This window comes from Pseudomonas fluorescens (genome assembly GCF_001307275.1).
In the GTDB taxonomy this organism is placed as follows: domain Bacteria; phylum Pseudomonadota; class Gammaproteobacteria; order Pseudomonadales; family Pseudomonadaceae; genus Aquipseudomonas; species Aquipseudomonas fluorescens_AA.
Genome location: NZ_CP012831.1, coordinates 4,170,403 through 4,194,253 on the forward strand (window position 1 = coordinate 4,170,403; position 23,851 = coordinate 4,194,253).

At 59.0% G+C, this 23,851-nt stretch carries 28 protein-coding genes; 11 read left to right on the forward strand and 17 right to left on the reverse strand.

What is annotated here, in order from left to right; genetic code table 11:
* Positions 1–115 precede the first annotated feature (115 nt).
* Positions 116–529 (forward strand): alternative ribosome rescue aminoacyl-tRNA hydrolase ArfB, encoded by a 414-nt coding sequence (gene arfB, locus AO356_RS18560; protein ID WP_060740976.1) that lies wholly within the window; start codon positions 116–118, stop codon positions 527–529.
* Here the strand turns inward: arfB and AO356_RS18565 are convergent.
* The 6 genes from AO356_RS18565 to AO356_RS18585 form a co-directional block, all read right to left on the reverse strand.
* Positions 526–1,725 carry an MFS transporter gene (locus tag AO356_RS18565; protein WP_060740977.1) on the reverse strand — a complete coding sequence of 400 codons (1,200 nt, stop codon included), beginning with the start codon at positions 1,723–1,725 and terminating at the stop codon, positions 526–528. The genes arfB and AO356_RS18565 overlap by 4 nt on opposite strands.
* A gap of 102 nt (positions 1,726–1,827) precedes the next feature.
* Positions 1,828–2,058, reverse strand: a complete 231-nt coding sequence (locus AO356_RS18570) for a hypothetical protein (protein WP_081015379.1) — start codon at positions 2,056–2,058, stop codon at positions 1,828–1,830.
* A 37-nt stretch (positions 2,059–2,095) separates the two neighbouring features.
* Positions 2,096–2,239 (reverse strand): hypothetical protein, encoded by a 144-nt coding sequence (locus AO356_RS32860; RefSeq protein WP_162893862.1) that lies wholly within the window; start codon positions 2,237–2,239, stop codon positions 2,096–2,098.
* A gap of 142 nt (positions 2,240–2,381) precedes the next feature.
* Positions 2,382–3,404, reverse strand: coding sequence for a transporter (locus AO356_RS18575; protein ID WP_060740978.1), 1,023 nt, complete (start codon positions 3,402–3,404; stop codon positions 2,382–2,384).
* Positions 3,405–3,598: 194 nt separating this feature from the next.
* A complete protein-coding gene (locus tag AO356_RS18580) occupies positions 3,599–3,904 on the reverse strand; it encodes a PepSY domain-containing protein (RefSeq protein WP_060740979.1) in 306 nt (101 codons plus the stop codon).
* A 122-nt stretch (positions 3,905–4,026) separates the two neighbouring features.
* Positions 4,027–5,154 carry a glycerophosphodiester phosphodiesterase gene (locus tag AO356_RS18585; protein WP_060740980.1) on the reverse strand — a complete coding sequence of 376 codons (1,128 nt, stop codon included), beginning with the start codon at positions 5,152–5,154 and terminating at the stop codon, positions 4,027–4,029.
* Positions 5,155–5,544: 390 nt separating this feature from the next.
* Here AO356_RS18585 and AO356_RS18590 point away from each other — a divergent pair, with 390 nt between their 5' ends.
* Both AO356_RS18590 and AO356_RS18595 read left to right on the forward strand, forming a co-directional pair.
* Entirely contained in the window at positions 5,545–7,134 is a 1,590-nt protein-coding gene (locus AO356_RS18590; RefSeq protein ID WP_060740981.1) for an amidase family protein, read from the forward strand.
* 219 nt (positions 7,135–7,353) lie between these two features.
* Positions 7,354–7,680 (forward strand): DUF2025 family protein, encoded by a 327-nt coding sequence (locus tag AO356_RS18595; protein WP_060740982.1) that lies wholly within the window; start codon positions 7,354–7,356, stop codon positions 7,678–7,680.
* Positions 7,681–7,816: 136 nt separating this feature from the next.
* Here the strand turns inward: AO356_RS18595 and AO356_RS18600 are convergent, their stop codons facing one another.
* Complete coding sequence (locus AO356_RS18600) at positions 7,817–8,131, reverse strand: antibiotic biosynthesis monooxygenase family protein (RefSeq protein WP_060740983.1); 315 nt, start codon at positions 8,129–8,131, stop codon at positions 7,817–7,819.
* Positions 8,128–8,838 carry a CTP synthase gene (locus AO356_RS18605; protein WP_060740984.1) on the reverse strand — a complete coding sequence of 237 codons (711 nt, stop codon included), beginning with the start codon at positions 8,836–8,838 and terminating at the stop codon, positions 8,128–8,130. Before AO356_RS18605 ends, AO356_RS18600 begins: the two co-directional genes overlap by 4 nt.
* Positions 8,839–8,851: 13 nt before the next feature.
* On the opposite strand from AO356_RS18605, the gene AO356_RS18610 reads away from it, so the two are divergent.
* Positions 8,852–9,799: a LysR family transcriptional regulator gene (locus tag AO356_RS18610; RefSeq protein WP_060743146.1), complete on the forward strand. Its 948-nt coding sequence runs from the start codon at positions 8,852–8,854 to the stop codon at positions 9,797–9,799.
* Positions 9,800–9,891: 92 nt separating this feature from the next.
* The gene (locus AO356_RS18615; RefSeq protein ID WP_060740985.1) at positions 9,892–10,425 is read left to right on the forward strand and encodes a DUF1003 domain-containing protein; all 534 of its coding nucleotides are present in this window, start codon (positions 9,892–9,894) and stop codon (positions 10,423–10,425) included.
* 29 nt (positions 10,426–10,454) lie between these two features.
* Here AO356_RS18615 and AO356_RS18620 read toward each other — a convergent pair whose 3' ends face one another.
* Positions 10,455–11,063, reverse strand: a complete 609-nt coding sequence (locus AO356_RS18620; RefSeq protein ID WP_060740986.1) for a TetR/AcrR family transcriptional regulator — start codon at positions 11,061–11,063, stop codon at positions 10,455–10,457.
* Positions 11,064–11,252: 189 nt separating this feature from the next.
* Here AO356_RS18620 and AO356_RS18625 point away from each other — a divergent pair, with 189 nt between their 5' ends.
* Positions 11,253–12,311 (forward strand): MBL fold metallo-hydrolase, encoded by a 1,059-nt coding sequence (locus tag AO356_RS18625; protein WP_060740987.1) that lies wholly within the window; start codon positions 11,253–11,255, stop codon positions 12,309–12,311.
* Positions 12,312–12,328: 17 nt separating this feature from the next.
* On the opposite strand, the gene AO356_RS18630 is transcribed toward AO356_RS18625, so the two are convergent.
* Together AO356_RS18630 and AO356_RS18635 are read right to left on the reverse strand one after the other, a co-directional pair.
* A complete protein-coding gene (locus tag AO356_RS18630) occupies positions 12,329–12,646 on the reverse strand; it encodes a helix-turn-helix domain-containing protein (RefSeq protein WP_060740988.1) in 318 nt (105 codons plus the stop codon).
* Between the two features lie 82 nt (positions 12,647–12,728).
* A complete protein-coding gene (locus AO356_RS18635; protein ID WP_060740989.1) occupies positions 12,729–13,505 on the reverse strand; it encodes an AraC family transcriptional regulator in 777 nt (258 codons plus the stop codon).
* Positions 13,506–13,618: 113 nt separating this feature from the next.
* Here AO356_RS18635 and AO356_RS18640 point away from each other — a divergent pair, with 113 nt between their 5' ends.
* Positions 13,619–14,431 (forward strand): sulfite exporter TauE/SafE family protein, encoded by an 813-nt coding sequence (locus AO356_RS18640; RefSeq protein ID WP_060740990.1) that lies wholly within the window; start codon positions 13,619–13,621, stop codon positions 14,429–14,431.
* A 4-nt stretch (positions 14,432–14,435) separates the two neighbouring features.
* Here the strand turns inward: AO356_RS18640 and AO356_RS18645 are convergent, their stop codons facing one another.
* The 4 genes from AO356_RS18645 to AO356_RS18660 all read right to left on the reverse strand — a co-directional run bounded on the left by AO356_RS18645 (position 14,436) and on the right by AO356_RS18660 (position 18,497).
* On the reverse strand, positions 14,436–15,425 hold the full coding sequence (locus AO356_RS18645; protein ID WP_060740991.1) for a hypothetical protein: 990 nt from the start codon (positions 15,423–15,425) through the stop codon (positions 14,436–14,438).
* A gap of 229 nt (positions 15,426–15,654) precedes the next feature.
* A complete protein-coding gene (locus AO356_RS18650; RefSeq protein ID WP_060740992.1) occupies positions 15,655–16,860 on the reverse strand; it encodes a methylaspartate mutase in 1,206 nt (401 codons plus the stop codon).
* 42 nt (positions 16,861–16,902) lie between these two features.
* Positions 16,903–17,358: a cobalamin B12-binding domain-containing protein gene (locus AO356_RS18655; RefSeq protein WP_060740993.1), complete on the reverse strand. Its 456-nt coding sequence runs from the start codon at positions 17,356–17,358 to the stop codon at positions 16,903–16,905.
* 14 nt (positions 17,359–17,372) lie between these two features.
* A complete protein-coding gene (locus AO356_RS18660; RefSeq protein WP_177431698.1) occupies positions 17,373–18,497 on the reverse strand; it encodes a fatty acid desaturase in 1,125 nt (374 codons plus the stop codon).
* 110 nt (positions 18,498–18,607) lie between these two features.
* On the opposite strand from AO356_RS18660, the gene AO356_RS18665 reads away from it, so the two are divergent.
* A complete protein-coding gene (locus AO356_RS18665; RefSeq protein WP_060740994.1) occupies positions 18,608–19,489 on the forward strand; it encodes a LysR family transcriptional regulator in 882 nt (293 codons plus the stop codon).
* A 19-nt stretch (positions 19,490–19,508) separates the two neighbouring features.
* On the opposite strand, the gene AO356_RS18670 is transcribed toward AO356_RS18665, so the two are convergent.
* Both AO356_RS18670 and AO356_RS18675 read right to left on the reverse strand, forming a co-directional pair.
* On the reverse strand, positions 19,509–20,495 hold the full coding sequence (locus tag AO356_RS18670; RefSeq protein ID WP_237140758.1) for a quinone oxidoreductase family protein: 987 nt from the start codon (positions 20,493–20,495) through the stop codon (positions 19,509–19,511).
* 10 nt (positions 20,496–20,505) lie between these two features.
* Positions 20,506–21,126: a LysE family translocator gene (locus AO356_RS18675; protein WP_060740995.1), complete on the reverse strand. Its 621-nt coding sequence runs from the start codon at positions 21,124–21,126 to the stop codon at positions 20,506–20,508.
* 371 nt (positions 21,127–21,497) lie between these two features.
* Between AO356_RS18675 and AO356_RS18680 the strand changes: the two genes are divergently transcribed.
* From AO356_RS18680 to AO356_RS18690, 3 genes are all read left to right on the forward strand, one after another.
* Entirely contained in the window at positions 21,498–22,814 is a 1,317-nt protein-coding gene (locus AO356_RS18680; protein WP_060740996.1) for a type II toxin-antitoxin system HipA family toxin, read from the forward strand.
* Positions 22,811–23,215, forward strand: a complete 405-nt coding sequence (locus tag AO356_RS18685) for a helix-turn-helix domain-containing protein (protein ID WP_060743149.1) — start codon at positions 22,811–22,813, stop codon at positions 23,213–23,215. The genes AO356_RS18680 and AO356_RS18685 overlap by 4 nt, the downstream gene beginning before the upstream one ends.
* A 91-nt stretch (positions 23,216–23,306) precedes the next feature.
* Positions 23,307–23,552 carry a type II toxin-antitoxin system Phd/YefM family antitoxin gene (locus AO356_RS18690; protein ID WP_060740997.1) on the forward strand — a complete coding sequence of 82 codons (246 nt, stop codon included), beginning with the start codon at positions 23,307–23,309 and terminating at the stop codon, positions 23,550–23,552.
* Positions 23,553–23,851: the final 299 nt, after the last annotated feature.

Sequence of the window (23,851 nt, forward strand, 5' to 3'; positions counted from 1 at the left end):
AATATCAAGGGTGACTGACACACTGCAATCGCGAGCAAGCTCGCTCCCACAGGAGTTAGGCGTCGCCCTGGGGGATTCGGGGTATTCTGTGGGGCTTGATAGCGGACCCTTTCCCATGCTGGCGATTTCCAACACCGTGCACATCCCGGACGCCGAGATCGAGCTGACGGCCATCCGCGCCCAGGGGGCCGGGGGGCAGAACGTCAACAAGGTCTCCAGCGCCGTGCATTTGCGCTTCGACATTCCGGCCTCGTCGCTGCCCGAGTTCTACAAGGAGCGGTTGCTGGCCCTGCGCGACAGTCGCATTACCAGCGACGGTGTGCTGATCATCAAGGCCCAGCAATACCGTACCCAGGAACAGAACCGGGCCGACGCGCTGGAGCGCTTGTCCGAACTGATCCTCAGCGCCACCAAGGTCGAAAAGAAGCGCCGCCCGACCAAGCCGACCCTGGGTTCGAAAAAGCGTCGCCTGGAATCCAAGACCAAGCGCGGCTCGATCAAGGCCGGGCGCGGCAAGGTGGATTTCTAGTCCTTCTCCCGCGCTTCACGGTAGCGGGGCGCCTGCCGGTACAGGTAGACACTCAGTGCCAACCCACCCAGGGCCGCCAGGGCGGCGAACAGAAAGATCGAGGCAAAGCCGAAGCCCGCGGCAATCGCGCCGGCCAGTGGCCCGGTGATCCCCAACGACAAATCAATGAACAGCGAATAGGCGCCCACCGCCGCCCCACGACTGGAGGCCGGCACCAGGTTGACCGCTTCCACGCCCAGCGCTGGAAACACCAGGGAAAAGCCGAAACCGCTCAACGCCGCGCCCGCCAGGGCCCAGTGGGCATCCGGTGCGAGCCACAACAGCAACAAACCGAGGGTTTCCACCGACAGGCAGGCAATCGCTACGCGAAAGCCGCCCAGACGGTTGATCAGGTTGCCGAACAACAGGCGCGCGCCGATGAAGCTGGCGCCGAACAGGCTCAGGCACAGCACGGCGTTATCCCAGTGCTGCGTGGCGTAGTAGAGGGTGATGAAGGTCGCGATCGTGCCAAACCCGATGGAGCCCAGGGCCAGGCCGCAGCCGTGTGGCAGCACACGTCCCAACACATGCATGAACGGCAGGCGTTCGCCAGCGACGATGGGCGCCGCGGTTTTGCGCCAGGCCAATGCCAGCCCCAGCAAACCCAGCAAGATGATGCTGACGCCCATGCTCCACAGCCCTAACGCATTGACCAGCCATACCCCCAACGGCGCACCGATCGCCAGCGCGCCGTAACTGGCGATGCCGTTCCAGGAAATCACCTTGGCGGTATTCGCTGCACCGACCCGGCCAATGCCCCAGCCAATCGAACCCGAACCCACCAGGCTTTCGGCACTGCCCAGCACCAGGCGACCGATCAACAGGCTGATCAGGCTGAGTGTCGGCAGGTGGGGCGTCCAGGCCGACACGAGCATGAACACACCGCTCAGCCCACAGCCGGCGAGGCCGAACATCACCGCGCGCTTGCTCCCCAGGTTGTCGATGATTCGCCCTGCGTAAGGGCGACTGAGCAGGGTGGCCAGGTACTGCACGCTGATCACCAGCCCGGCGATCACCGCGCCGAAACCCAGTTCGCCATGGACGAAACCGGGCAGCACGGCCAGGGGAATGCCGATATTCAGGTAGCCAATGAAGGTGAACAGGACGATGGAAACGACTTGCAGCGTGACCGCCAGGGGGCGCTGGGAATCTGACATGGGAAAGAGGTCCACGGAGCAGCGGGATAGATAGGCTGCTTATGATAACGGCGAGCGCGGCGTCCGGGCGGGGAAAAGTAAAACTATTTGCCCAATGGTGGTTCAGCTGTCGTGCTGTCCACTGACCAGGCGCGTGGTGACCAGCGCGGCGATGGCGTTTTCTTCGCTGCCGAAACGGGCCAGCAGGGCCGCTTGTTTCTCGGCGGGAAGGCGGGTCCAGATCTCGACCATTTTCTCGGCGGTGCCGATCAGGACGCTGGCCTGGCTTTCGCTGAAGGGAGGGGTGTCATCGGTCATGGGGGCACTCGGGTTCAGGCAGTGTGGAAAGCGCATCTTAGCGCTTTCCACACGGTCTGGTGGTGCGGGTCAATCAGTCTTCGCTGTCGGCCTGGCGGCGTTCAGTGGCTTCCTTGGGCTCGGGTTGCTGGGCATCAGGTTGCCCCCCGGCTTGTAGCGTGGTCGTCTGCTCAGTGTCGTGCAGGCTTGGGAAGGGGAGATTAGGGATCTCGTGCATATCGCGCTCCTCGCAAAGTCTGTGGATAGATCTGGTAGATCCGCGCTTTTACAAAGCGTGGGCAGGATACCCCAGGAGAAATGACAAAAAGACTTTTAAATCCAGGCATGCCGACAAAAGGAGTTGTCTGGACAGGTCATGCTCAATAGTCGCGTCGCTTGCGAAACGCCCATCGGCCTGCAATCACGGTAAAGGTTGCCACCAGCGCCACGAGGATCCAGAAGCCCTCGGGGTCACTCGCCAGCGGTACGCCGCCGACGTTCATGCCGAAGAAACCGGCAATGATGTTGATGGGCAGCGCCAGGACCGTGACCACTGTCAGGGTGAACAGCGTACGGTTGCTTTGTTCGTTGAGGTTGGCAGCGATCTCTTCCTGCAGCAGCTTGATCCGCTCGCCCAGGGCGGTGAGGTCGTTGATGATCAGGGCAAACTCCTCGGTGGACTTGCGCAGCTCCTTGACGTCTTCCTTCTGCAACCATTGCGGCGGGCGGTTGAGCAAGCGCAGCAACGAGCCTGGCTCCAGGGCCAGCAGGCGTTGCAGGCGCACCAGCACGCGGCGCTGGGCGCCCAACTCGGAGCGGTTGGTGGACAGTCGTGAAGAGAGCAATTGATCTTCGATCTGGTCGACGCTGAGGCTGGTCTTGCGCACGATCTGAGTCAGCACTTCGCCTTGGTCGCGCAGCAGATGCACGAGCAGTTCCAGCGGTGAGCGAAAGCTCTCGCCGGCCTTGACCGATGAGCGCAGCTTGTCGACCGAATGCAAAGGTTGCAGGCGCGCACTGATGATCAACCGACTGTGCACGCAAACCCACAACGTGGAGACATCCGAGGACACCAGGTTGCTGAGGTTGAACACCACATCGTTGACCACGGCCAGCAATGCCGAGTCGACATGTTCGATCCGGGTCGAGCGTGAGCCTTCGTGCAGGGCTTCGAAAAACTCCTCGGGCAGGGCCAGGTGGCTTTTCATCCAGCGTTCGCACGCTGCGTGAGCCAGGTTCAGGTGCAGCCAGAGAAACTCATCCGGGTCTTGCGGTTGTTGCAGGCTTTGCAGGGCCTGGGCCGAATCGATCTCCTTGCCACGCTCGCCGGGGCGGAAACGAAAGCCGTAGAGCAGGCCGAACAGGTCAGGATCGCGATGGCTTTGGTCGATGCTGTGGTTCATGAGGGCTCGCTGGCGGGGAGTGCCTGTCGCGGCGACAACAGGTTCACTTGAGCGGCATCATTGCAAGCTTTCTTGAAGGTTTTGTGACAGGTATGTCGCGGTGCTGGACCTGTGGAGTTGATAGCGGATTTTCACATACGCCAAACAAAAAGCCGCGCAACTCGAAAGTTGCGCGGCTCTTTTTTGTCGATGGATCAAGTGTCTTGCTTGTTGCTCAGGACTTTGCCGGTTGTAGCGTCGAAGTCAACGTCAAACTCTTTGCCATCGGCGGTTTTCAGTTCCACTTCATACTCATAACCGTTGAAGTGGTTATCCAGGTCGGTGTCGGTGATGGTGGCACCTGGGTGCAACTTCAGGGCTTCTGCGTTCATCGATTCCAGGGATTTGATCTTGCCTTCCTTGACCAGTTGCGGAACCTGGTCGATTCGAACGTCAGCCTGGGCCAGGCCAGCGGTGAGGGTCAGGGCGGCAGCGGTGAACAGGGCAGTCAAAGTTTTCATATGTCTTTCCTTGGTGTCATTAAGGGGTGAGTCGTTTAAGTGGGTTCAGATTATCTCTGGCAACTTAATTCACCCTTAATTCGAAAAAACTTGAAGCACGTTTCCTGGAAACGTCTTTCGACTCAGTAGCCGTTCTTCTCCAACAGTTGCGTCACACTGCCTGTTTCGGGACGCTTGAAGTACTTGAGCAACTCACTGGCACGGTTGGTGAAAATGCCATCGACGCCAGCGTCCATCACTTTCTTGAAGTCCACCGGCTCATCCACGGTGTAGACATGCACCAGCAAACCCTGGGTATGGGTGTACTGGTTCATCCACGGCTGCACCAGATCCGAGTAACTCTGGCTGCCGCCATGGGTCAAGGCAGCGGACGGACCGGTGCCCACTGCACCCTGGGCCTTGGCGTACTGGACCCATTTCTCGAATTCCGCCCTGTCCTTGGGTTCCTGCTTGGCATAGTAGACCGCCTTGTCCGTTTCACCGGATTCGGCAAACGGCACCTTGGACTTGGGTTCGATGTTGCCCTCGCCGACCCACAGCAAGAGGATCTTCGGCACCTTCGGCATCTCTTTGTGCAACAGTTCCAGGCTGCTCTTCTCGAAGGTCTGCAAGACCACCTTGCCCTTGCCTTGGCCGACGCCGGTGGCGCTTTTTGCGAGCTTGGAGCCGGAGGGGCTCAACCAGCCACGGTCCTGCAATTTGTCCTTGAGGTCACGTTCGATGCCGGGAAACAACTTCGGCTCCTTGGTTTCGATATACAGCCCCGGTTTGTGCTGTGGGTTGCCCTGGGCAATGTCGATCACTTCATCGAGGGTGAGGATCTTCAGGCCGGCGAACGAAGGGCGGGCGCGGTCCGGGTAGGCGGTGTTGAACCAGCTGCCGGCATCGAGGGTTTTGAGTTCCGCCATGGTGAACTCGTTGGCGGTGCTGTCCTTGCGTTCGGGAAACTTGGTGGCGACATCCGTGGTGCGCAGCAGACTGTCGTCATGCAGGACGAACAACACTCCGTCCTTGCTGCGTTGCAGGTCCAGTTCCAGATAGTCGGCGCCCAGGTCGCGAGCCAGCTTGTAGGCAGCGGCGGTGGATTCCGGCGCGTCGAACGAGGCACCGCGGTGGGCAATGACCGCCGGATGCGGAATGCCTTGAAGGGTTGCCAGGGCCTTGGGGCTCGGGGCTTCGGAGGCTTGTGTCTGGCCAAAGCCGAGCAACAGGCTCAGCACCAAGGCGCTGCGGGTGAAGGTGACAGGCATGCTCGAGATCCTTTCGTGATTTTCAAAGGCTTCTCTTTTAACAATTGAACGCGTTCGGCGCTATCGCCAAACCGACCTAAACCTGCGCAATGCAATTTTCCCCTCGCCTGAGACTGCTATGCAGACCGCTTGGCTCAGCGATTTTCGTGTATTAAAAGGGGTGGAGTCCGGCGTCGATCATTCTGAATATTTACAAGAAAATTCCTATCCCTCCATCGATTCGCTCGCTGAAACAGTGTGTACGGCGTAGTTCCCTGTGTTGTCGGGCTTGGCTAAAAAAATCGAGCAATATCGCCTAACGGTTCTGGCAGTGCTTCTGTTTTTTTCGACTCTTACTATGCGCGGCAGAGCGAAACAGTTCGCTTGTATTCTCCATGCCAAAGGATCGACATGAGTAATAAAAGAACGTTGTGGATAGCCAAGCTCGGGTTTTTATCTTGCCTTGCAATCACTGTCCAAGCCCAGGCAAAAACAACTGAACATGCCACGCAGGCCTACGAGTATTTGAGTGTCACGGAACTCAATCAGAGATTGACTGCCAACCAGCTGACTTCGGTGGAACTGGTGAACTATTTGAATAACCGGATCCAGACGCTGGATAAGGAAGGACCTCACCTCAAGGCTGTTCTCGAACTGAATCCTCAGGCCCTGGCAGATGCAGCGTTACGCGACAGTGAGCGTGCAAGCGGTAACGTTCGAGGTCCGCTGCACGGTATACCGGTATTGATCAAGGACAATATCGACACTGCGGACCAGATGCAGACTTCTGCCGGCTCACTGGCGATGGTGGGGATGCCGGCCGCGCAGGACGCCTTCGTCATCCAGCGGCTACGCGACGCTGGCGCCATTATCCTGGGCAAAGCCAACATGAGCGAATGGGCTGGAATGAGGGACCTGAGGGTGCCACAAGGGTGGAGCGGCCGAGGTGGGCAAGGACTCAATCCTCATGTTTTAAGCGCAGGTACCTGTGGCTCCAGCTCCGGCTCGGCGGCTAGTGTGGCTGCGGGTTTTGCGCCCATTTCGGTGGGCACCGAGACCAATGGCTCGATCATCTGCCCATCCGCCGTCAATGGGGTCGTAGGCTTCAAACCCAGCCTTGGATTGCTGAGTCGCTCGGGTGTCGTTCCAATCACCCGGCGGCAGGACACCCCCGGGCCAATAGCGCGCAACGTCTATGATGTCGCTTTGCTGCTGTACCAGTTGGCAGGCTCCGATCCAGCCGACCCGCTGACCGGCAATGCACCGCAAGGCTCCGATTACACCAGCGCTTTATCCACCGAGGCGTTGCAAGGCAAACGCATTGGGGTGGTCCTGGATGAAGGCGAGAAACATCTCGGCGCGTTTCCGCTGTTTCCCGTCGTGAAGAGCGTGAAGCGGTCGCAATGTGATTTGGGTAACGGGATGGTGCACGACCTCAGCCCTCAATATTGCGCGGCGGTAAAAACCCTCAGGGATAATGGCGCTACCCTTGTTCCGGTGACGCTGAGCCTTCCAGACATGAGCAACTACGTTCAAGTATTGGCAGCGGCGATGAAGCTCGAACTGCAGACTTACTTGAGTACTCGTAGCGGGTTGCCAATTACGTCTATTGAAACGTTGATAGATTTCAACGAGCAAAATCCGGTGGAAGGGAACCATGGCCAGGGGATGCTTGAGCAAATCAACGCGCAAACGTTAAGTGAAGAACAAGTTGATGCTCTATGGTTGCCGATACGGGCAAGTTTCAAAAGCCTCATCGACACTCAATTCCAGAATCACACGCTGGATGTCATGGTGGCCGATTATGACTATATCTCCCAGCCGAGCGCTGCCATCGCAGGCTACCCGATCATCACCGTACCGTCCGGTGTAGAGCCGGAGGGTGAGCCAACTTCCATATCGTTTATCGGGTCCATGTGGCAAGACGCCGGGGTATTGGGATTTGCCTATGCCTATGAGCAAGCTTCCTTGAAACTGGTCCATCCAACATTCAGACCGTGACGAGGCACTGATCCGATGAGCCGGGAACTGCCCGGCTCATCGAGCTCATTTAATCCAGGTCGGGACGAATTCCTCTGTTGCGGTGCTTTTTCAGGCCGGTCTACGGTAATCTTGGCCGCACAGTTTCCCCGCAGAGGGAAACCTCAATTCCAGCATCCGCTTGCCCTGCGTGTAAACCATTGATCAGACGTCCCGAGGGACGCATCCATGAGGTTTACCATGCGCACCACTTCGACATTCATCTGCCAGGCCGCCGACCAGCTCAAGGGTTTTGTCGGCCTGAACCGCAAGACTGGCCAGTACATTGTGCGGTTCAGCGAAGACGCCTTCGGCATGGACGTGGCCGACGACGGCATCATTCCCACCAGCGAATTTGTCTGGGCCCCCGCAGCAGACGGCGCCATGGCCCTCAAGCGCGAGCGGATCCAGCTGTTGCTGGACCAGAACATCGACGACCGCATCAACCTCACCGAACCTTTGCGGGTGTACATGGCCCGCAGCGATCTGCCGGAAATCGTGGCGGTGCGGCAGTTGGTGGAAGGCTGAGGCCTCGATCTTGAACTGAACAGAAACCCTGTGGGAGCGAGCTTGCTCGCGATAGCGGTGGATCAGCCAACATCACCGTGACTGACATACCGCCATCGCGAGCAAGCTCGCTCCCACAAGGATTGGTGTCCTGGTATTAGTTTGGGCGTTGGAAGGCATAGTCCCGTTCGACCTTGCACACCCTCGTATGGCAATGGGTGTACCAGGTTGAGCGACCGCGCTCACGGATCGCGCGGTGTTCGGGATGCTGCTTCCAGGCCAGGATCGCGGCTTCATCGCTCCAATACGACACAGTAATCCCAAGGCCATCGTCGCCACGGGCCGATTCGACACCTAAAAATCCGCGCTGCTCCCGGGCCAGGGCCAGCATGCGCTCGGCGGCTTCGGCGTAGCCTTGGTCCCCTTCGGTACGCAGGGAGGTGAAAATCACGGCGTAACAGTGGGCGCTCATGACATTTTCCTTGCGCAGACTTCGACAAACGCGCGGACCAGCGGCGGCACCCGGCCTTCCAGCGCGGCTCGTTCAGGCTGGAACAGCGTGGCGACAAAGAACGGATGGTCCTGCAGCTCCACCGCTCGCAGGTCGCCGGCCGAATCCCGGGCGACGGCGTGCAGGCGCTGGCTCAGCAAGTCTTTTTCAAAGTCCGGATTGACCCCGAAGCGGCAATGGTAGCCCTCGAACGCGGTCTGTCGGCCATAGGCCTTGGCGATCAACGAGCCCGCCTCGAGTTGAAGGCTGTCGATGGTTTCCACCAGGGCGCAGCTCAGCGGCGTCAACAGCGCCCGTTCAGCCTCGGGAGAGGTTTCACCATGGACGGCGTCGACCCAGCCCATCACGTGACGGGCATATTCCAGCACGGCATGCTGAAAACCACCGCAGGTGCCCAGGAAAGGGCGACGCTGTTCGCGGGCAAAACGAATGGCTTGCAAGGCGCCGGCTTCGTTTTGGTAGGGGCTGCCGGGCACACACCAGACGCCGTCGAAATCCTCCAGCACAGCATTGTCGGTAATGAGCGGCGTTGCCAGCCATTGCAGGCGAAGGGCATGGCCGGTTTGTGTGCCTGCCAGCTCAAGTGCGCGGGGGATCGCCCGGTGAGCGGTGATGTGTGGATCGTGGTCGCCGACCAGGGCGATGTTTAACGCATGCTGTTTTTCCATGGGAGCTCGCCGCTTGTTGATTCCTGGTGGCCACTATAGATTGGCGTTCACGCAATCAATATTGGCGTTTATCCAAGTGATCAATGCAGCAACGCACTATCGTCTGGACTATCCCGATCTGTCCCTGATCCTGGCGCTGGTCCGGGGTGGCTCGCTGGCACGGGCCGCTCGGCTGCTGCAGGTGGACGTGTCCACGGTGTTTCGTTCGGTACGTCGGCTGGAGGCAGCCCTGGGCCAGCCCTTGTTCGAGAAAAGCCGTTCCGGGTACTTGCCCACGAGCCTGGCCCAGGCATTGGCCGAACAAGCCGAACGCGCCGAGCAGGCCTTGGAGGCGGCGCGAGTGGGGGTGGAGCAGGGCGGCGAGGTCATCAGCGGGACGGTGCGCCTGACGTGCAGTGATTCGGTCCTGCAAGCGTTGTTGCTGCCGGCGCTGGCGCGTTTCATGCCTGCTTATCCGGCGTTGAGCCTCGAGTTGAGCACCTCGAATGACTTCGCCAACCTCAGCCGCCGGGATGCCGACATCGCGTTGCGACTGACCCGTACGCCGCCGGAGCACTTGGTTGGTCGCAACCTCGGCAATGTGACGTTCCGGGTATGTGCCGGTGCCACGTACCTGCGCTCGGCGAATGTGGATGACCTGGCCGCCATGACCTGGATCGCGCCGGACGATTTTCTCCCCGATCACCCCACCGTGGCCTGGCGTCGTCAGCATTTACCCGGCGTAGTGCCCGCCTATCGCTGCAACAGCATGCTCTCTGTCACCGAACTGGTGCGGGCGGGTTTGGGGGTGGCGGCGCTGCCGGACTTTCTGATCGACGAAAACCAGGGCCTGATGCCACTCGGTGAACCGTTGCAGGGATATGACACGGCTCTGTGGCTCCTGACCCGCCCGGATTGCCGGGCCTTGCGTTCGGTGGTGACCTTGTTCGATGAGTTGGGGCGCAATCTGCGGTGGCGCTGACTTTTAACGCGCGGGCTGTGCATGACTCAATGGATGATGATCCCCCAACGGTTATAGTGCCTTGAGCACCAGCCCTGGCAGAGAACATCACGATGACGAAGTCTTCCCAAACCACTCCCTCCGCACCCGTTGACCACTTGCGTTTTCATCGCCCTCACGCTCATCTGGCGCCGACTTTTGGCAATGACCGCTTTGCGCTGAGGGCGGAGGCGTTCGCGCGTTTTTTCGGGACGCCGATGTTCCTCGGTGCGCAGACTTTGATCGTGCTGCTATGGGTCAGCCTGAACCTGATGGGGGTCTTTCACTTCGATGCTTACCCGTTCATCTTGCTGAATCTGGCGTTCAGCCTGCAGTCAGCCTATGCTGCCCCGCTGATTTTGCTGGCGCAAACCCGGCAGGCCGCTCGGGACAAGGCCCAGGCGGAAGCCGATGCGCAACATCGCGAAGCCTTGGCCGTCGCCAACAGCGAGCGCCAGGCCCAGGCCGCGCAGAACACGGCGCAGTTGCTCCAATTGTTGGAGCAGAACACCCGCCTGACGGAAATGACCAAGGCGTTGACCGAGCGTATCGACAGCTTGACCACCGAAATGCACCAGAAGGTCGTGCACAACCCATCGATGCGGTAGTCCCTCATCCAGCGGGATGCGCCAGCCAATCAGGCCTGGTAACGACTCAGGAACATGTCGAGGGCCGATTCGATCACCCGGGCCTGCTCCTCCTGGGTCAGGCTCGGTTGCCCCATGGAAACCTGCGGCCAGAAGGCGAACGTCTTGAGTAGCCCATGCATTTGCTGGGCGGCAAATGCCGGCTCCACGGGCTTCAACCGAGCATCGGCCTGGGCCTGGCGAATCCAGGCCGTCAGGCCTTCTTCACGCTGGCCCATGCGCGACACCATGTCCTGGGCCCGTTCCGGGGAATGAATCGTTGCGGCGATGGCGATGCGCGCCAGGTCGAGGAAATTCTCGTCCGCCAGCAGGCGCAGTTTGGCTTGCAGCAACGTTTGAAGCTGCTCCCGCAGCGGCGTTTGCGAGCTGTAGGGCATGTCCTGTTCTGCGGTGATGCTGTTCCATAACCGATTCAGAATTTCGGCAAACAGCTCTTCCTTGCTGGGGAAATGGTTGTACACCGTGCGCTTCGATACGCCGGCAGTCGCCGCGATCTTGTCCATGCTGGTGATCTCGAAACCGCTGCTACGGAATTCAGCAATCGCGGCCTGGAGGATGGCTTCGCGTTTTCGCTCGGTAAGGCGCTGCGGTACGGTCATGGGCATTCGTCGGTTGAGAGGAGAGAACTTACACTCGGCAGTTTACTTGCTCCCGGCATTCATGCAATCTAGAAACTACACCGAGTGGTGTAGTTTCTGTGTCAAACGGCTGAGCGTGCATGCAACGGCCATCCAGCGTCCCACAACGGCGAAGCGCAATTGCGACGACGTCCTTGGAGTTATCGCACCATGACCATTCCCTCTTTTCCGACCGATAGCCCGGCTGCCCAACATTTATCCCGGCACGAACAGGGCAAGTATCGCAATCACGCCTTCACTCCGCGGCAAGGGTTCGGCACGACCCTGCGCATCATCTGGAACATGACCTTCCACAAGCCGCGCGCTACCCGGCCCGCGGGCGCCATCGAGGTTCAACCGCTGACGCGCGCCGCGTTGCTGGCCGCGCCCAATCACAGCGTCTTCCGTCTCGGCCACTCCACCGTGTTGCTCAAGCTGCGGGACAAATTCTGGCTGACCGACCCGGTGTTCTCCGAACGTGCTTCACCCGTGCAATGGGTCGGCCCCAAGCGTTTTCATCAGCCGCCCATCAGCCTGGAAGAGTTGCCGCCGATTGAAGCGGTGATCCTTTCCCACGATCATTACGACCACCTCGATCATCAGGCGATCCTCAAGCTGGCGGCCAAGACTCGCCACTTCCTGGCCCCCCTTGGCGTGGGCGATACCCTGATCAAATGGGGTGTCGATGCCAGCAAGGTGCGTCAGCTGGACTGGTGGCAAGGCACCGAGGTGGACGGCATCGAGTTCATCGCCACGCCCTCCCAGCATTTTTCCGGTCGCGGTCTGTTCGACAGCAACAGCACCTTATGGGCCTCGTGGGTGATGATCGACGGCGCCACGCGAATTTTCTTCAGTGGCGACACCGGCTACTTCGAGGGTTTCAAACGCATCGGCGAACAATACGGCCCCTTCGACCTGACGCTGATGGAAACCGGCGCCTATAACGTCGATTGGCCCCATGTGCACATGCAGCCGGAGCAGACCCTGCAGGCTCATATCGACCTGAAGGGCCGCTGGCTGCTGCCGATCCACAACGGCACGTTCGACTTGGCGATGCATGCCTGGTATGAACCTTTCGATCGCATCCTGGCCCTGGCCTGGGAGCGCAACGTTTGCATCACCACACCGCAAATGGGCGAAGCATTCACCCTGGCGCAGCCGCAACGTGGCCGCGCCTGGTGGCTGGACGTAGAACCCTCGGCGTACCCGGACCGAGCCGGTATCGCCTAGCATGTGCGCAGACGGTGTTATTCGATCATCGCGTAATCGGGCCGCCCCATCGGGTCCGGCGTCGCGCCCTTGATGTTCATGCCGCGCCCCGGTGCGAACCCGGGGAAGAACACCAGCCCCTCGGCCTCCAGGCGAAACGCCAGGGCCAGGCGGGTTACATCGAGCAACTCGCCACCGGCCTCGAAGCGGCGGATGGCCTGGACCGAGACGCCGGATTGCCGGGACAGCTCCTCGACACTCCAGCCCAGCATGGCTCGGGCCTGCGCACTGTGAGCAGGGGTGAATTGATAGACAGCGATGCGTTCCAGGGTGGTTTTGATTGCGAGAGAGGCCATGGGGTGCTCCAAAGCTGTGGGATTCAAAAAATACTGTGTTTTTGTACAGTTGTTTTGAATCCTGATCAATCTCATTTTTTGATCAATGACCGGTGGTCTTCTCCAGCCAGGCGCTCGGAGCGTGACCCAGCACCCGACGGAACATGGTGGAAAACGCAGCGGGGCTGTCGTAGCCCAGATCCAAGGCTATGCACGTCACCGAATCCCCTTCGGCCAAACGGGCCAACGCCGCCATGACACACGCCTGCTGTCGCCACTGGCTGAAACTCAGCGTGGTCTGCCGGCTGAACAGGCGATTGAAGGAGCGCAGGCTGATATGCAATTGCGCCGCCCATTGCACGGGCGAGGCATGGGTGTCGGGGTGTTTCAGGAACGCCCGGCACAGGCCGAGCAGGCGCGGGTCCTGGGGCAGTGGGAGGTGCAGTGGCAGATGGGTGCTGCGCAGCAGTTCGTGGAGCAGCAGATCGATCAGCGCGCCATCGCGTCCAGCCTCGTCGTAGTCCGGCGCAAGCGCCACGGCTTCCATCAGCAACTGGCGCATCAAGGGCGACACGCCGATGACCTGGCACCGCGTGTCCATGGTCGTAACCGCAGCCGGTTCGATGTACAGGCTACGGGTGCTCACGCCCAGCATCAGCACTTCATGGTCGACCCCCGGTGGAATCCAGACCGCCCGTTGCGGCGGCACCACCCAGTTGCCGTCCGCCGTGCCGACCTGCATCACCCCGGTGGCACCGTAGAGCAGTTGGGCCCGGCGATGATGGTGCATCGGCAACAGATGCCCGTGGGGGTAATCGGTGCCAATGGCGACGACGGCCCTGGGTGTCGCATCCAGCAAATCGATCGAAGTGTTGCGCATCGAAGGGTGACTCGCGATTGGCGTAAACGCGAACATTATTGGCCGGTTTGCTACAGCGGGCCAACCTTCGTTTACCTATCGTGGACGCCTCCCCATTCCACGGACTTCCCTAGATGTTCTACGTATTGCTCGCCTGTTTCGGCTGCTTGAGTGGCGTGACCGCCGTGCTGTTTGGGTTCGGCGGTGGTTTTGTCGTGGTGCCGTTGATCTACCGCCTGCTGATGGCTCGCCACGCAGGTGACGTTATCGGTGAGTCGGCGATGCACATCGCCGTGGCCACTTCCACCTGCGTCATGATCGTCAACGCCTTGGTTGCCACTGGAAAACATCACCGCGCCGGTCAGCTGCTTCGTCATTACTTGTGGCCGTTCGGCGCCTTCATCGCTCTGGGCGCGATCCTCGGCGCAACGGCTGCCACCTGGATGAGCGGCGAGATTATCCGCTACGCCTTCATTGCCTACTTGGGCCTGACCATTCTGGATTGCCTGTTGCGGCGAGGTTTTCTGACGCGCGCCAGGGATGCCGACCCACGACCTCTGTCGGCGATGGAGACGACGTTGGGTGGTACGGCTGTCGGAATCATTGCCACGTTCCTGGGTGTCGGCGGAAGTGTCATGACCGTGCCGCTGCTGCGCCGATGTGGCTTGAACATGTCCCAGGCCACGTCCATGGCCAATCCGCTGAGCCTGCCTGTCGCTTTGGCCGGCACCGTGACCTACATGGCCTTGGCCGCTTTCACCGGAACGGACCTTGGGCCGTGGTTCGTCGGTTATGTCGACTTGCTGGCCTTCGCTGTACTCACGCTCGGGGGGCTATTGGGCATCCGCCTGGCAACGCCGTGGATCGGGCGGATACCGGATCGGCTGCATGCGCGGGTGTATGTGGGGTTGTTGATGCTGGTCATGGGGGGGATGTTGCTGGGGTAGGGGGCTATTGATCCGCCAACCCCGGCGCCTCCCGAATAATAAAATGGTCCAGGTTCTCGATATTGGCGCTGAACACCCCGAACGTCTGGTCGGGGTTTTTCTTGCTCGGCACCTGCTTGAACTCCGGCGTCACGCCATAAAAGAAGCAATACAACGACTCGTCACTGTCGATGGCGTGCTTGATTTCTTCCAGGAACGCTTTGCGCTTGCGGTAGTTGTCGATCAGCTTCTTGCTCAGGTAAACGTTGACTGAGTAAGGCTTCTTCTTTGCCTCGTCCGCTTGCTTGAACCAGACCTTTGCTTCGAAATCGATGCGAAAGCTCAGCGTGTAATCCTTGATCTCCTTGATCTTGCCCCAGTAGATCAAGCCCTTGTTGTCCTGCAAGTAGTCGATCTTCTTGAAGAACGATCCATAGGGCGCCGTGTGCTCGCCAATCTTCAGCGGCATGCGCTTGAGCAGATCCTTGTTATCGAAATTCGAGACGAAACATTCCACCGGGTGGGCGAAGACACTGGTCTTGTCCGGTGTCGAGTCCTGGGCGGAATGAGTGTCATCACCGTGGGACGATGCAGAGAGGGGGGGAGGGCGAGTCGCTTCGACATCCTTCGGCAGATCGGACGGTTTACGCACGTACTGACGCCGAGTCAGCAACAGCTCCGACGGAAAATGCTCTTCGCGGTCGTCATCCGTTTCCGCCTCGCCACTCTGCGCACCCAACCCCGGTGTTTTCGGGCTGACATAAGGACAGCCCTCGATATGCTGGGTCGTTGGTTGGTTCTTGAAATGTGGCGTGCGAATGTAATTGACGCTCTTGGCATTGAGCGTCGTCAGCCGATTCTCCTCATCAAACGCCGTCCGACAGGCATCGTTGGGGCACTGGAACTGTTCTTTCGCGGAATCGAACGCCACCGTCTCGTCGAAATTCAGATCGCGCACGTCATAGATCGACAGCTTGTCGTCGAGGCTGCGGCAATAGGCGAGGTCGAATTTCATGAAGGGCTCGGGTCCTTGAGGGGGAAAGGATATTAATAGCGGGAGGCGGGGTGGGTTGCACTGATTGTTTTCAGCTCAATGTAAAATCTGCAGCAATGCCCCAGCCATGGACAGCGCCCGAGACTTTATTGATATTCCCAGCTCGACACCAACCCTGTGGCGAGGGAGCTTGCTCCCGCTGGGCTGCGCAGCAGCCCCCAATTAAGGCAGTGAGCGGGTCGTTCCAGGGTCAAAGCACGCAGTCATAGGTGCGGATGTTCTGTCTCAGCGCCGCCAGAAACGAGAAGGCGTTTTCCACCCGCTCGCCCTGGAACCCGTGGTAATAGCTTTCCGGCGTCAGCACGGTGCCGGCGCCGCGTTTGTTGTCGGGGTGCAGGCAGTAGGGGATCGACAGAAAACCACTGTCAAAGGCACCGAGCAGGGCTTCGGACAAGTTGCTGTCGTGGGCCAGCGTGCCTTCGATCAGGCGTTTCGCGCTGCGCAGGACGCGTTCGTGTTCCTGGGAATCGAACGGAATCTGCGGTAAAACGCCGTCGGTGTTCAGGCAATAGTCGCAGTACTCCAGCGCCGCGATATTTTCCTCTACCCGGGGAATGCGCCTTGATTCCACCGGTGTCTTGATGATCACGCGCTGCACACCCGTGGCGCGGATCATCGCCAGCGCATCGCCAGTGATTCGGCAAAAACCGCCAAGCGAGCGCGGGAAGAACCCCATGAACACATAACCGACAAAGTGATAGCTGCCCGGCGCAAAATATTCGGCCGCGAGTTGTTGGAGGGCTGTCACCGCCGCACGATCCTGCACCGGCGAGGTGCCTTGAGCGTAGGAGAACGACAGCGTCTTGATGCCATGGGAGCGCAAGAACAACCCTTCAAGAATATTCAGCGCCACCAGAATCACCGGGTCGCACATCTGTCCCATCATGCAACCGGCGAAGCTTTCGATGTGACTGTTGTCGACGCCGCTGGACAGCACCTGACAGGCTTTCTCCCAGTGCCCGAACGCCTCGCGCAACGGCGTGCGACTGTACGGCAGGCAATAGGAAATCGGCCCGCCCTCGGTGGTGGGCAGACCGACTTCGACCATGCGCTCGAAAATGTGCAACGGGTCGGGTGAACCATGACGAACCTGCACTGGCAGGCGGTAGCGCGCATCGATCTGGTCGATCATGGCACGGGTTTGCGCTGGCGGATGGTTGACGATCGGATAACCGTTGAGCATCGATTCGCTGTCGATGGCCCGTTGCGCTGCTTCAAGATTGTTTACCCGGGTGAACGCATCAAGGGTGATGGTGCACACAGTGTTCGCCCGGCTCGCTGCCGTGGCTTCCAGGCCGGCTTGCATCCGGGCCGGGTCACTGAAGCCCATTCGCGGCTGGAGCACCGGGCCATGGGCGTTGAAGCGTTCAAGAACATGGGTGTTGAAATCGATCATCCTGATCTGCCTTTTTCTGCGAGTCGGTAAGGGTGCAACGGGTCAGCGAGCGATCCGTTTCTCCAGGTAATGCTCTGGATACAACTGGGCAGACACCAATTCCTGAAAGGCATCGAAGCTGTTGGCCACGCTGTCGTCGAACACCTCATCGAAACCGGCGGCGCGCAGTGTGTCGCTATGGCGGGCAATGGTCCGAGGATCGTTTTCGGTGCAGATCTTGCCGCCGATATACACCCCGTCGGTGTGTTTGGTTTCGCTACGAATACGCCGCGCGAGTTCAGCGCCTTCGATGTAGCCATGGCCATTGACCGTGCTGACGACAACCATGGCGCTGGCGTGGCGGTTGAGCCGCGCGATCACTTCATCCATGGGCGTGTTCGGTCCCAGATTCTCGACGTTGTAGCCCATGTCCGTGAGCAGGAACTCCATGAACACCAGATTCCAACTATGGGAATCCGAAGGCACGGTGGTGAGCAGAGCGGTTTTGCTGAAAGTCATCGTCAAAGTCCTTTTTAAGTTGCTGTCCTGGTTGCGTAGTACGGGAGCGCCCGCTGAAAGTTGCGAAAGTTGGTGGTCACCGAGTTGATGTAGCCCCAGGTCTCGGCGTAGTTCGTGGGAAAGGGTTTGGAACCTTCGATCCTGTCGCGTTCGCGGGCAGTGATGTAGTTCGGCCACTCTTTGGATCGTGGGCGCCGGTGATGAAAGTCGTGACACGGTGTATCGCCGACCATCACAAACACCCGGACAAACAAGTGGAACGCCAGCATCTTGATCAGCCAAACGCTGATATGGGCGAAGCGTCGAACAGTTCCCGCACCTTGGGGTATGCGCAGTTCTTCGCCGATGAATACGCCGGTGGTGCTTTCGCAAATGAAGTCGATGCCGCGCCGTTCCAGTACGTCCACGCTGGGCCAGGTGTGCTCGGCCGCCAGGCGAAATGTGGTGCTGATGTGGTAGCCGGCGAAGATCGGAATCACCCACGCCACGATGAACAGATCGAAATGGCCCAAGGCTGCCGACAGCAGTGCAAGGCCCGCCCAGAAGACCAAGGTCAGTACTGCGACGCGGCGGTTTTCAGCCGTGGCGGTGCCTTTCAATCGGCCCCAGCACGAACGCAGCACGGCCAGTGGCGACAGCGCGGTCGAGACCAGTTTGGTCCACATGCTGGCGATGCTGTCGGACGGTTTCAAACCCACCACACTTTGCAGGTAGGAGAGGGTGTCATCATCGTCGGTCAGCAGCGTTTTCGAACTGTGATGCAGCGCGTGTTCGCTCTTGTAGGTATCGAAGGGTTTGAGCATCAGGACGCCGGAAATGATCCGGCCGACGGTCATATTGGTCTCGCGCGATTCGAAGACCATGTCATGGGCGCAGTTGTGGCAGATCATCACTTGCATCTGCTTGATGCCACCGGTGGCGAGGACAAAGCCCAACAGCCACAGCGCAATGCTGGCCTGCGAATAACCGATGCCGGCCAACAGCGCGCCGCCGGCTATTAATCCCGCCGACACAACGATATGGTGGAACGGCTTCAGAGGTCGGACTTTATCGAGGTCTTCGGGCAGAGGCTTGGCTGTCAGCCAACTCAGAAACGGCTGCATGAACCCTGGAAGGGCGCGCATTGAGTTACGTATCATCCATGTTTCCTCTAGGGTTTTGCTCCATGCAAAAACTGTAACGTGGCCTCTGGATATTTCGAATAGAAATAGGTGGGGATCGATTTTCCATTTTTGGGTATGTCATCGACATGGATTGGGATGATCTGAAGGTTTTTATCTTCGTGGCTAAATCGAACAACGTGACCGAGGCCGGAATCTCGCTCAAGGTTTCGGCCTCGACGGTGTCGCGCAAGATCGCGGCGCTCGAGGAATCGCTCGGTACGGTATTGTTTTCGAAGAAGACCAACGGTTACTTCCTGACTGAAGCGGGAAGAGCGTTGCTGCCATTGGCACTGGAAACGGAGGAGCGTTTCAAACTGATCGAGCGGCAAATGTCGCAACCGGGTGATCGGATGGCGGGACAGGTGCGCATCGATTGTCCGGAACTAATGGGTACGCACTTGATCATTCCGCAACTCGCGGTATTTCATGCTCAGCACCCGGAGATCAGTTTCGACTTCATTAACTCGGCGGTGTCGTCGAAACTCACGCAGAGCCACAGCGACATCATTATCCGCTTGCGCAGACCGGAGAACGGTAACTTCACCATGCGCCGGGTCGGAACACTGATGCAGGGGCTTTTCTGCTCCCGGGCTTATGCCGATGCCAACGGTCTGCCGACCGAACCCGCCGACCTCAAGCACCACAGCCTGATCGGCTGGACCGAAGAAATGTCGTATATGCCGCTCGCCCAATGGTTGAGCGAAATGGCCGGAGACCAGAAGCTGTGGATGCGCGTTTCAAACCTGAATGCGCAGCTCAAGGCCGTCGAAGCCGATCTGGGGATTGCCGCGCTACCCGTCTATGTCGGACATCAGTCCGGTCTGTGCCAGGTGTTGGCCAATCACCCTGCTCGCCGCTCGGAAATCTGGTTGCTGCGCAATCAGGCGACCCAGGGTGTGAGCCGCGTTGATCGAGTGGTGGAGTATCTGACGGAGCTGTTTCACGGCAAAGCGGTCGGCATGCACTGACCACCGTCTTACCGCGAGGTCATGGCACCAGAATCAATGAACCCTGGGTTTGGCGGTATTGCATGACGCAGTGGGCCTGGGCCGCCAGCGCGAGGGGGAAGTGCGCTATTGCCGGCAAACGAATCGCGCCCTTGGCCACTGCTTGCAGCACCCGTTCGGCCGCGTGGGTCAATTCAGCGTCGCCGCCGATGTAGTGCTTCAACGACGGCCGCGTCACATGCAGCGAGCCCATCTGCCCGAGCCGGGACAGGTTGAAATCCGTCACGTCGCCCGAAGCATTGCCAAACAGCACGAGGTGGCCGCGCGGACGCAAACTCGCCAATGACAGCTCTACGGTATCTTTACCGATCGAGTCGAATACGACATGGGCGCCTTTGCCATCGGTCAATTCACGGATCGACCCCAGTGTGTCTGGCGCTTCGGCATTGAGGGCCGCTATGCACCCCACATCCAGAACCTGACGGCGTTTGGCTTCGGTCGAAGCGAGACCTATCACGTGTACACCGCGAGCGACCAGCCAGCTTGTGGCAATGCTGCCCACGCCGCCCGCCGCCGCGTGCCATACCACAAAGTCACCAGGCGCCAGCGGCACGCAGCGATGCGTCAGGTATTCGGCCGTCAGCCCTTTGAACATGAGGCCTGCCGCGACTTCGCTCGGCACGCCATCGGGCAAGCGTATCGCCCGCGAAGCGCGAACGACCGCGTGACCGGCATAGCTGCCGGTCGAGCTGTCGACGAAGGCCACTCGATCGCCAATGGCCAGGTTTTTCACCTGCGATCCACATTCGACGACACGCCCAGCACCTTCCATGCCCAAGCCCCGGGGGAAGGCTGAACCATCGTCCAGCGCGCCGGAACGCCGGTGCAGGTCGATGAAGTTCACGCCGGCGGCTTCGATGGCCACAGTGATTTCTTCAGGGCCGGTGGTACGCAGCGGGTATTTGCGCAATTCCATGACGTTGGGTGCCCCGGGGGCGGCGAAGACAATTCCGTGGGTCTGGGTCATGGGAGCCTCCTTAAAGCGGGCTGATGCGCAGGAAAATCCATACCGCAACCGCTATCAGCATCAGGCCGAACGCAGCGTTCTGAAACATCAGCAGTTTGGGGCGGGACTGGATCAGTTTCTGCACGGTCGAACCCATCGACACCCAGATGACATGGGAGAAGAAGTTCAGCGAAATCAGCGCCGCACTGAGGATCAACACGACAGTGCTGCTGGTCTCGCCGGAAGGCATGAATGTGGAAAACATCACCAGCAACATCACGATCCCTTGCACGTTGCCCAGTTGTATAACAATGCCGTCCCGAAATTGCAGGTGCATGGCCTTGTCGGTGGGCGCTTTCAGTGGACGACGCAGCATGCGCACACCCAGCCACAAGATGTAGAAACTGCCCACCACTTGCAGCGCCCATACCAGTGTCGGATTGTTCATCAGCGTGTGATAAAGGCCTAAGCCGACCAGCACGGCGATCAGGAAGTAAGTAATGTCGAGCCCAACGATAAACCGCACCGAACGACGCACACCGCTTTGCGCACCCGACGTCGCCACCATCAAGTTGCCGGGGCCCGCACTCAGGGTCAGCGGAACCATGGTCGATAGCCAAAGCAACCAATTGATGCTGAAAATTTCTTGCATGTTGTCTTCCTTAATCACAACGCGGACTTAACTCCGGCAAGTCTAATTCGCAGTTGCTTCTAAGGTTATAGCGAAGAGCGCAAGGCGGTTTCCCATAAATGGGGGAAGCGTGGTGAGGGGGAGGGCGGTCGCCGTTGCCTTTAGGTGAGCCGACGTTTTGGGAAGGCCAAGCTGCTCGGGCCTGATACCTGGGGCGAGGGAGTTTGCTCCCGTTGGGTGCGAAGCAGCCCCCGTTCCGCAGTTCCAGGGTCAGAGCAATCGGTATTATGATGCCGGTTTTGCGGTAGGTACTGCCGATAATCGGAATTATATTGCTGGTAAGGGGGCTTTGAGCGAGACTAACCGGCATCATAGTTCCGGTTGAGGTGAAAATGTCAGGACATCTCACTATCCAGACTTACGTTGAAGGCCAATGGCGCAATGCTGTGGTCCTCACTGTGTCGAACGTCCAGAAGATTGAGGAGTCGCGATGCAGCGTATCTTATGATCAAGATTACTTACTCTATTTCATCCGTAAGCTGGATACCGCGTTTGAATCTGCCATCAGCGTGAACCTTCCGCTGAGCTGGAACGCTGTCGACAGCAAAGGCTATCCCCCATTTGTCTACGACATCATACCGGCCGGTGCCGCTCGGAAATCGTTGCAGAAGCGATTCGGTGGGGAGAAGCCTGACGGTATGGACATGAGCTTTTTCCTCCTGAGTCGCTGCACGCCCTCACCCATTGGACACTTGCGGGTGAAGGAGTCTTTTGAACATATCGACCAAACTCGCAAGGAGGCCTTTGCGCGCAAGGACGTTGTAGACAGGACCAATGATTTTCTTGAGTACGCCTATGAGTCTGGCGCTGCGCTAGGCGGTGCTACGGGTGCTCAGGGGGAAGCTCCGAAGCTGATTATGGTTGAGGATGAGGACGGCGCGCTTTATGCCGATGCGATGCTTTCTGATGAGCTTGCGCGCCGCCATTGGTTGGTGAAATTTGCTCGCAACAAAGTGACTGAGCGCGACAAGAACATCCTGCGGGCCGAGTACCACTACTACAAAGCGATCTCCCAGCTCGGTTTGAATACGATATCTACAAATGAACTGGTGCTTGAGGAGGCCGAAAAGCCAAGCCTGTGGATGCCGCGCTTTGATCGGCGAGTCGCCAACGGCATGGTGGAAAGAGTTCCGGTCGAGTCGATTTATTCAGTATGTGAGAACACCGAGCCTGGTTCGAGAATGAATCATGAGGATGTGCTCAGTCGCCTGATCCATCTGTGGCGTACGAATGGGCAGGAAGGTGAGCTTGAGGAGCTGATATTTGAATACCTTCGCCGTGACCTGCTGAATCGTATCCTGGGGAATTCGGACAACCATGGGCGCAACACGGCCATCTTCAGATATCGGGACAAATTCGAACTGGCGCCAATCTATGACCTTGCACCGATGGTGCTCGATCCGGAAGGTGTCACTCGGGTAACCAAATGGAAGGCCGAGCATATGGGAAGTCCAGACTGGAAAATAATCAGCAGTGACTTCCAAGACTTGGTCAGCCCTGACGTGCTTTTCGAGCGTCTGCTTGGAGCCGCCGAGACATTCAGAGCTTTACCGGATCTGCTGGTTGATCTTCCAGAGGAAGTGAGGCGCGCTCAGTCTATTCCGCTGAACAATTTGGATAAGCGCCTGGCTGAATGGGGGCTGCGATGAAAGAGAACACCAACGAACGGCGCAGGGAGCTCATTGACGACATCGTCATGCAGCATGTGACGGGGATCGAAACCCTGGGAACCGCTATCCGCCGGCTACGGCTTGAGGTGACCGGCCTGGATCAGGAAACCTTTGCTGTCATGTGCAACATGTCGACCAAGGCCCTGTACCAAATCGAGAAGGACAAGGGTAATCCAACCTTTAGCACCATCGAAGCCATCTTGAGGAAATTCGGGCTGCGCCTGGGGCTGACGAAGTCTGCCACGACCCTTTACACGCCGCCGCCCAGGCAGCAAAAAACGACTCCCCAAATGCCCGTTCGCGGTGCCAATCCTAAGCGCAAAACCGCAGCACAGCTCGGTACGAAGGCCAAGGATGGCGACAAGGGCGCGGCCGAGTAGGTGGAGAAATCTTCAGAACAGAGACTAGGAGCGCCACATTGAACCTATCGAACGCTCAAGCTTGGGTCAGTTGATTCCGTGGAGACGGTGTATGAGTGAACAGGTGCAAGTAACCCTGCAAGAAGCAAAGTCCCAGCTCTTACAACTGGGTGCACGTGCATGGCAGGGCGACAAGGTGGTGATCACCAAGGCCGGCAAGCCTTATCTGGATCTGCTGCCTCATGTTGCTACACCGCAGGCGCGCAAGCCTGGTCGGTTGAAGGGGAGGATTCGGATGCCGTCGGATTTTGATCTCACCCCGGAGGACATCATTGAGGGCTTTGAGGGGCGGCTCTGAGTACCGACGAATCTTCTTGATCTGAGATTTCAGCAGGCACCTCAGCCATGCAGGCCTCGCCAAATTCCTGCATAGTGGCTTTGTCGATAGCGCCGATTTTCAGCAGTGCTTCGGCCGAGCAGTGAATCGACTCGACAGAAACTGGGCGTTTCCTGAACCACTGTTCCACACCGCCAAAGCCGTGGAAACCTGCCCGCGATTTTCAAAACAACGCAGCAACCACGCCCTACACCAACCTATGACCTGACACCCGTGGCGAGGGAGCTTGCTCCCGCTGGGCTGCGCAGCAGCCCCAATTC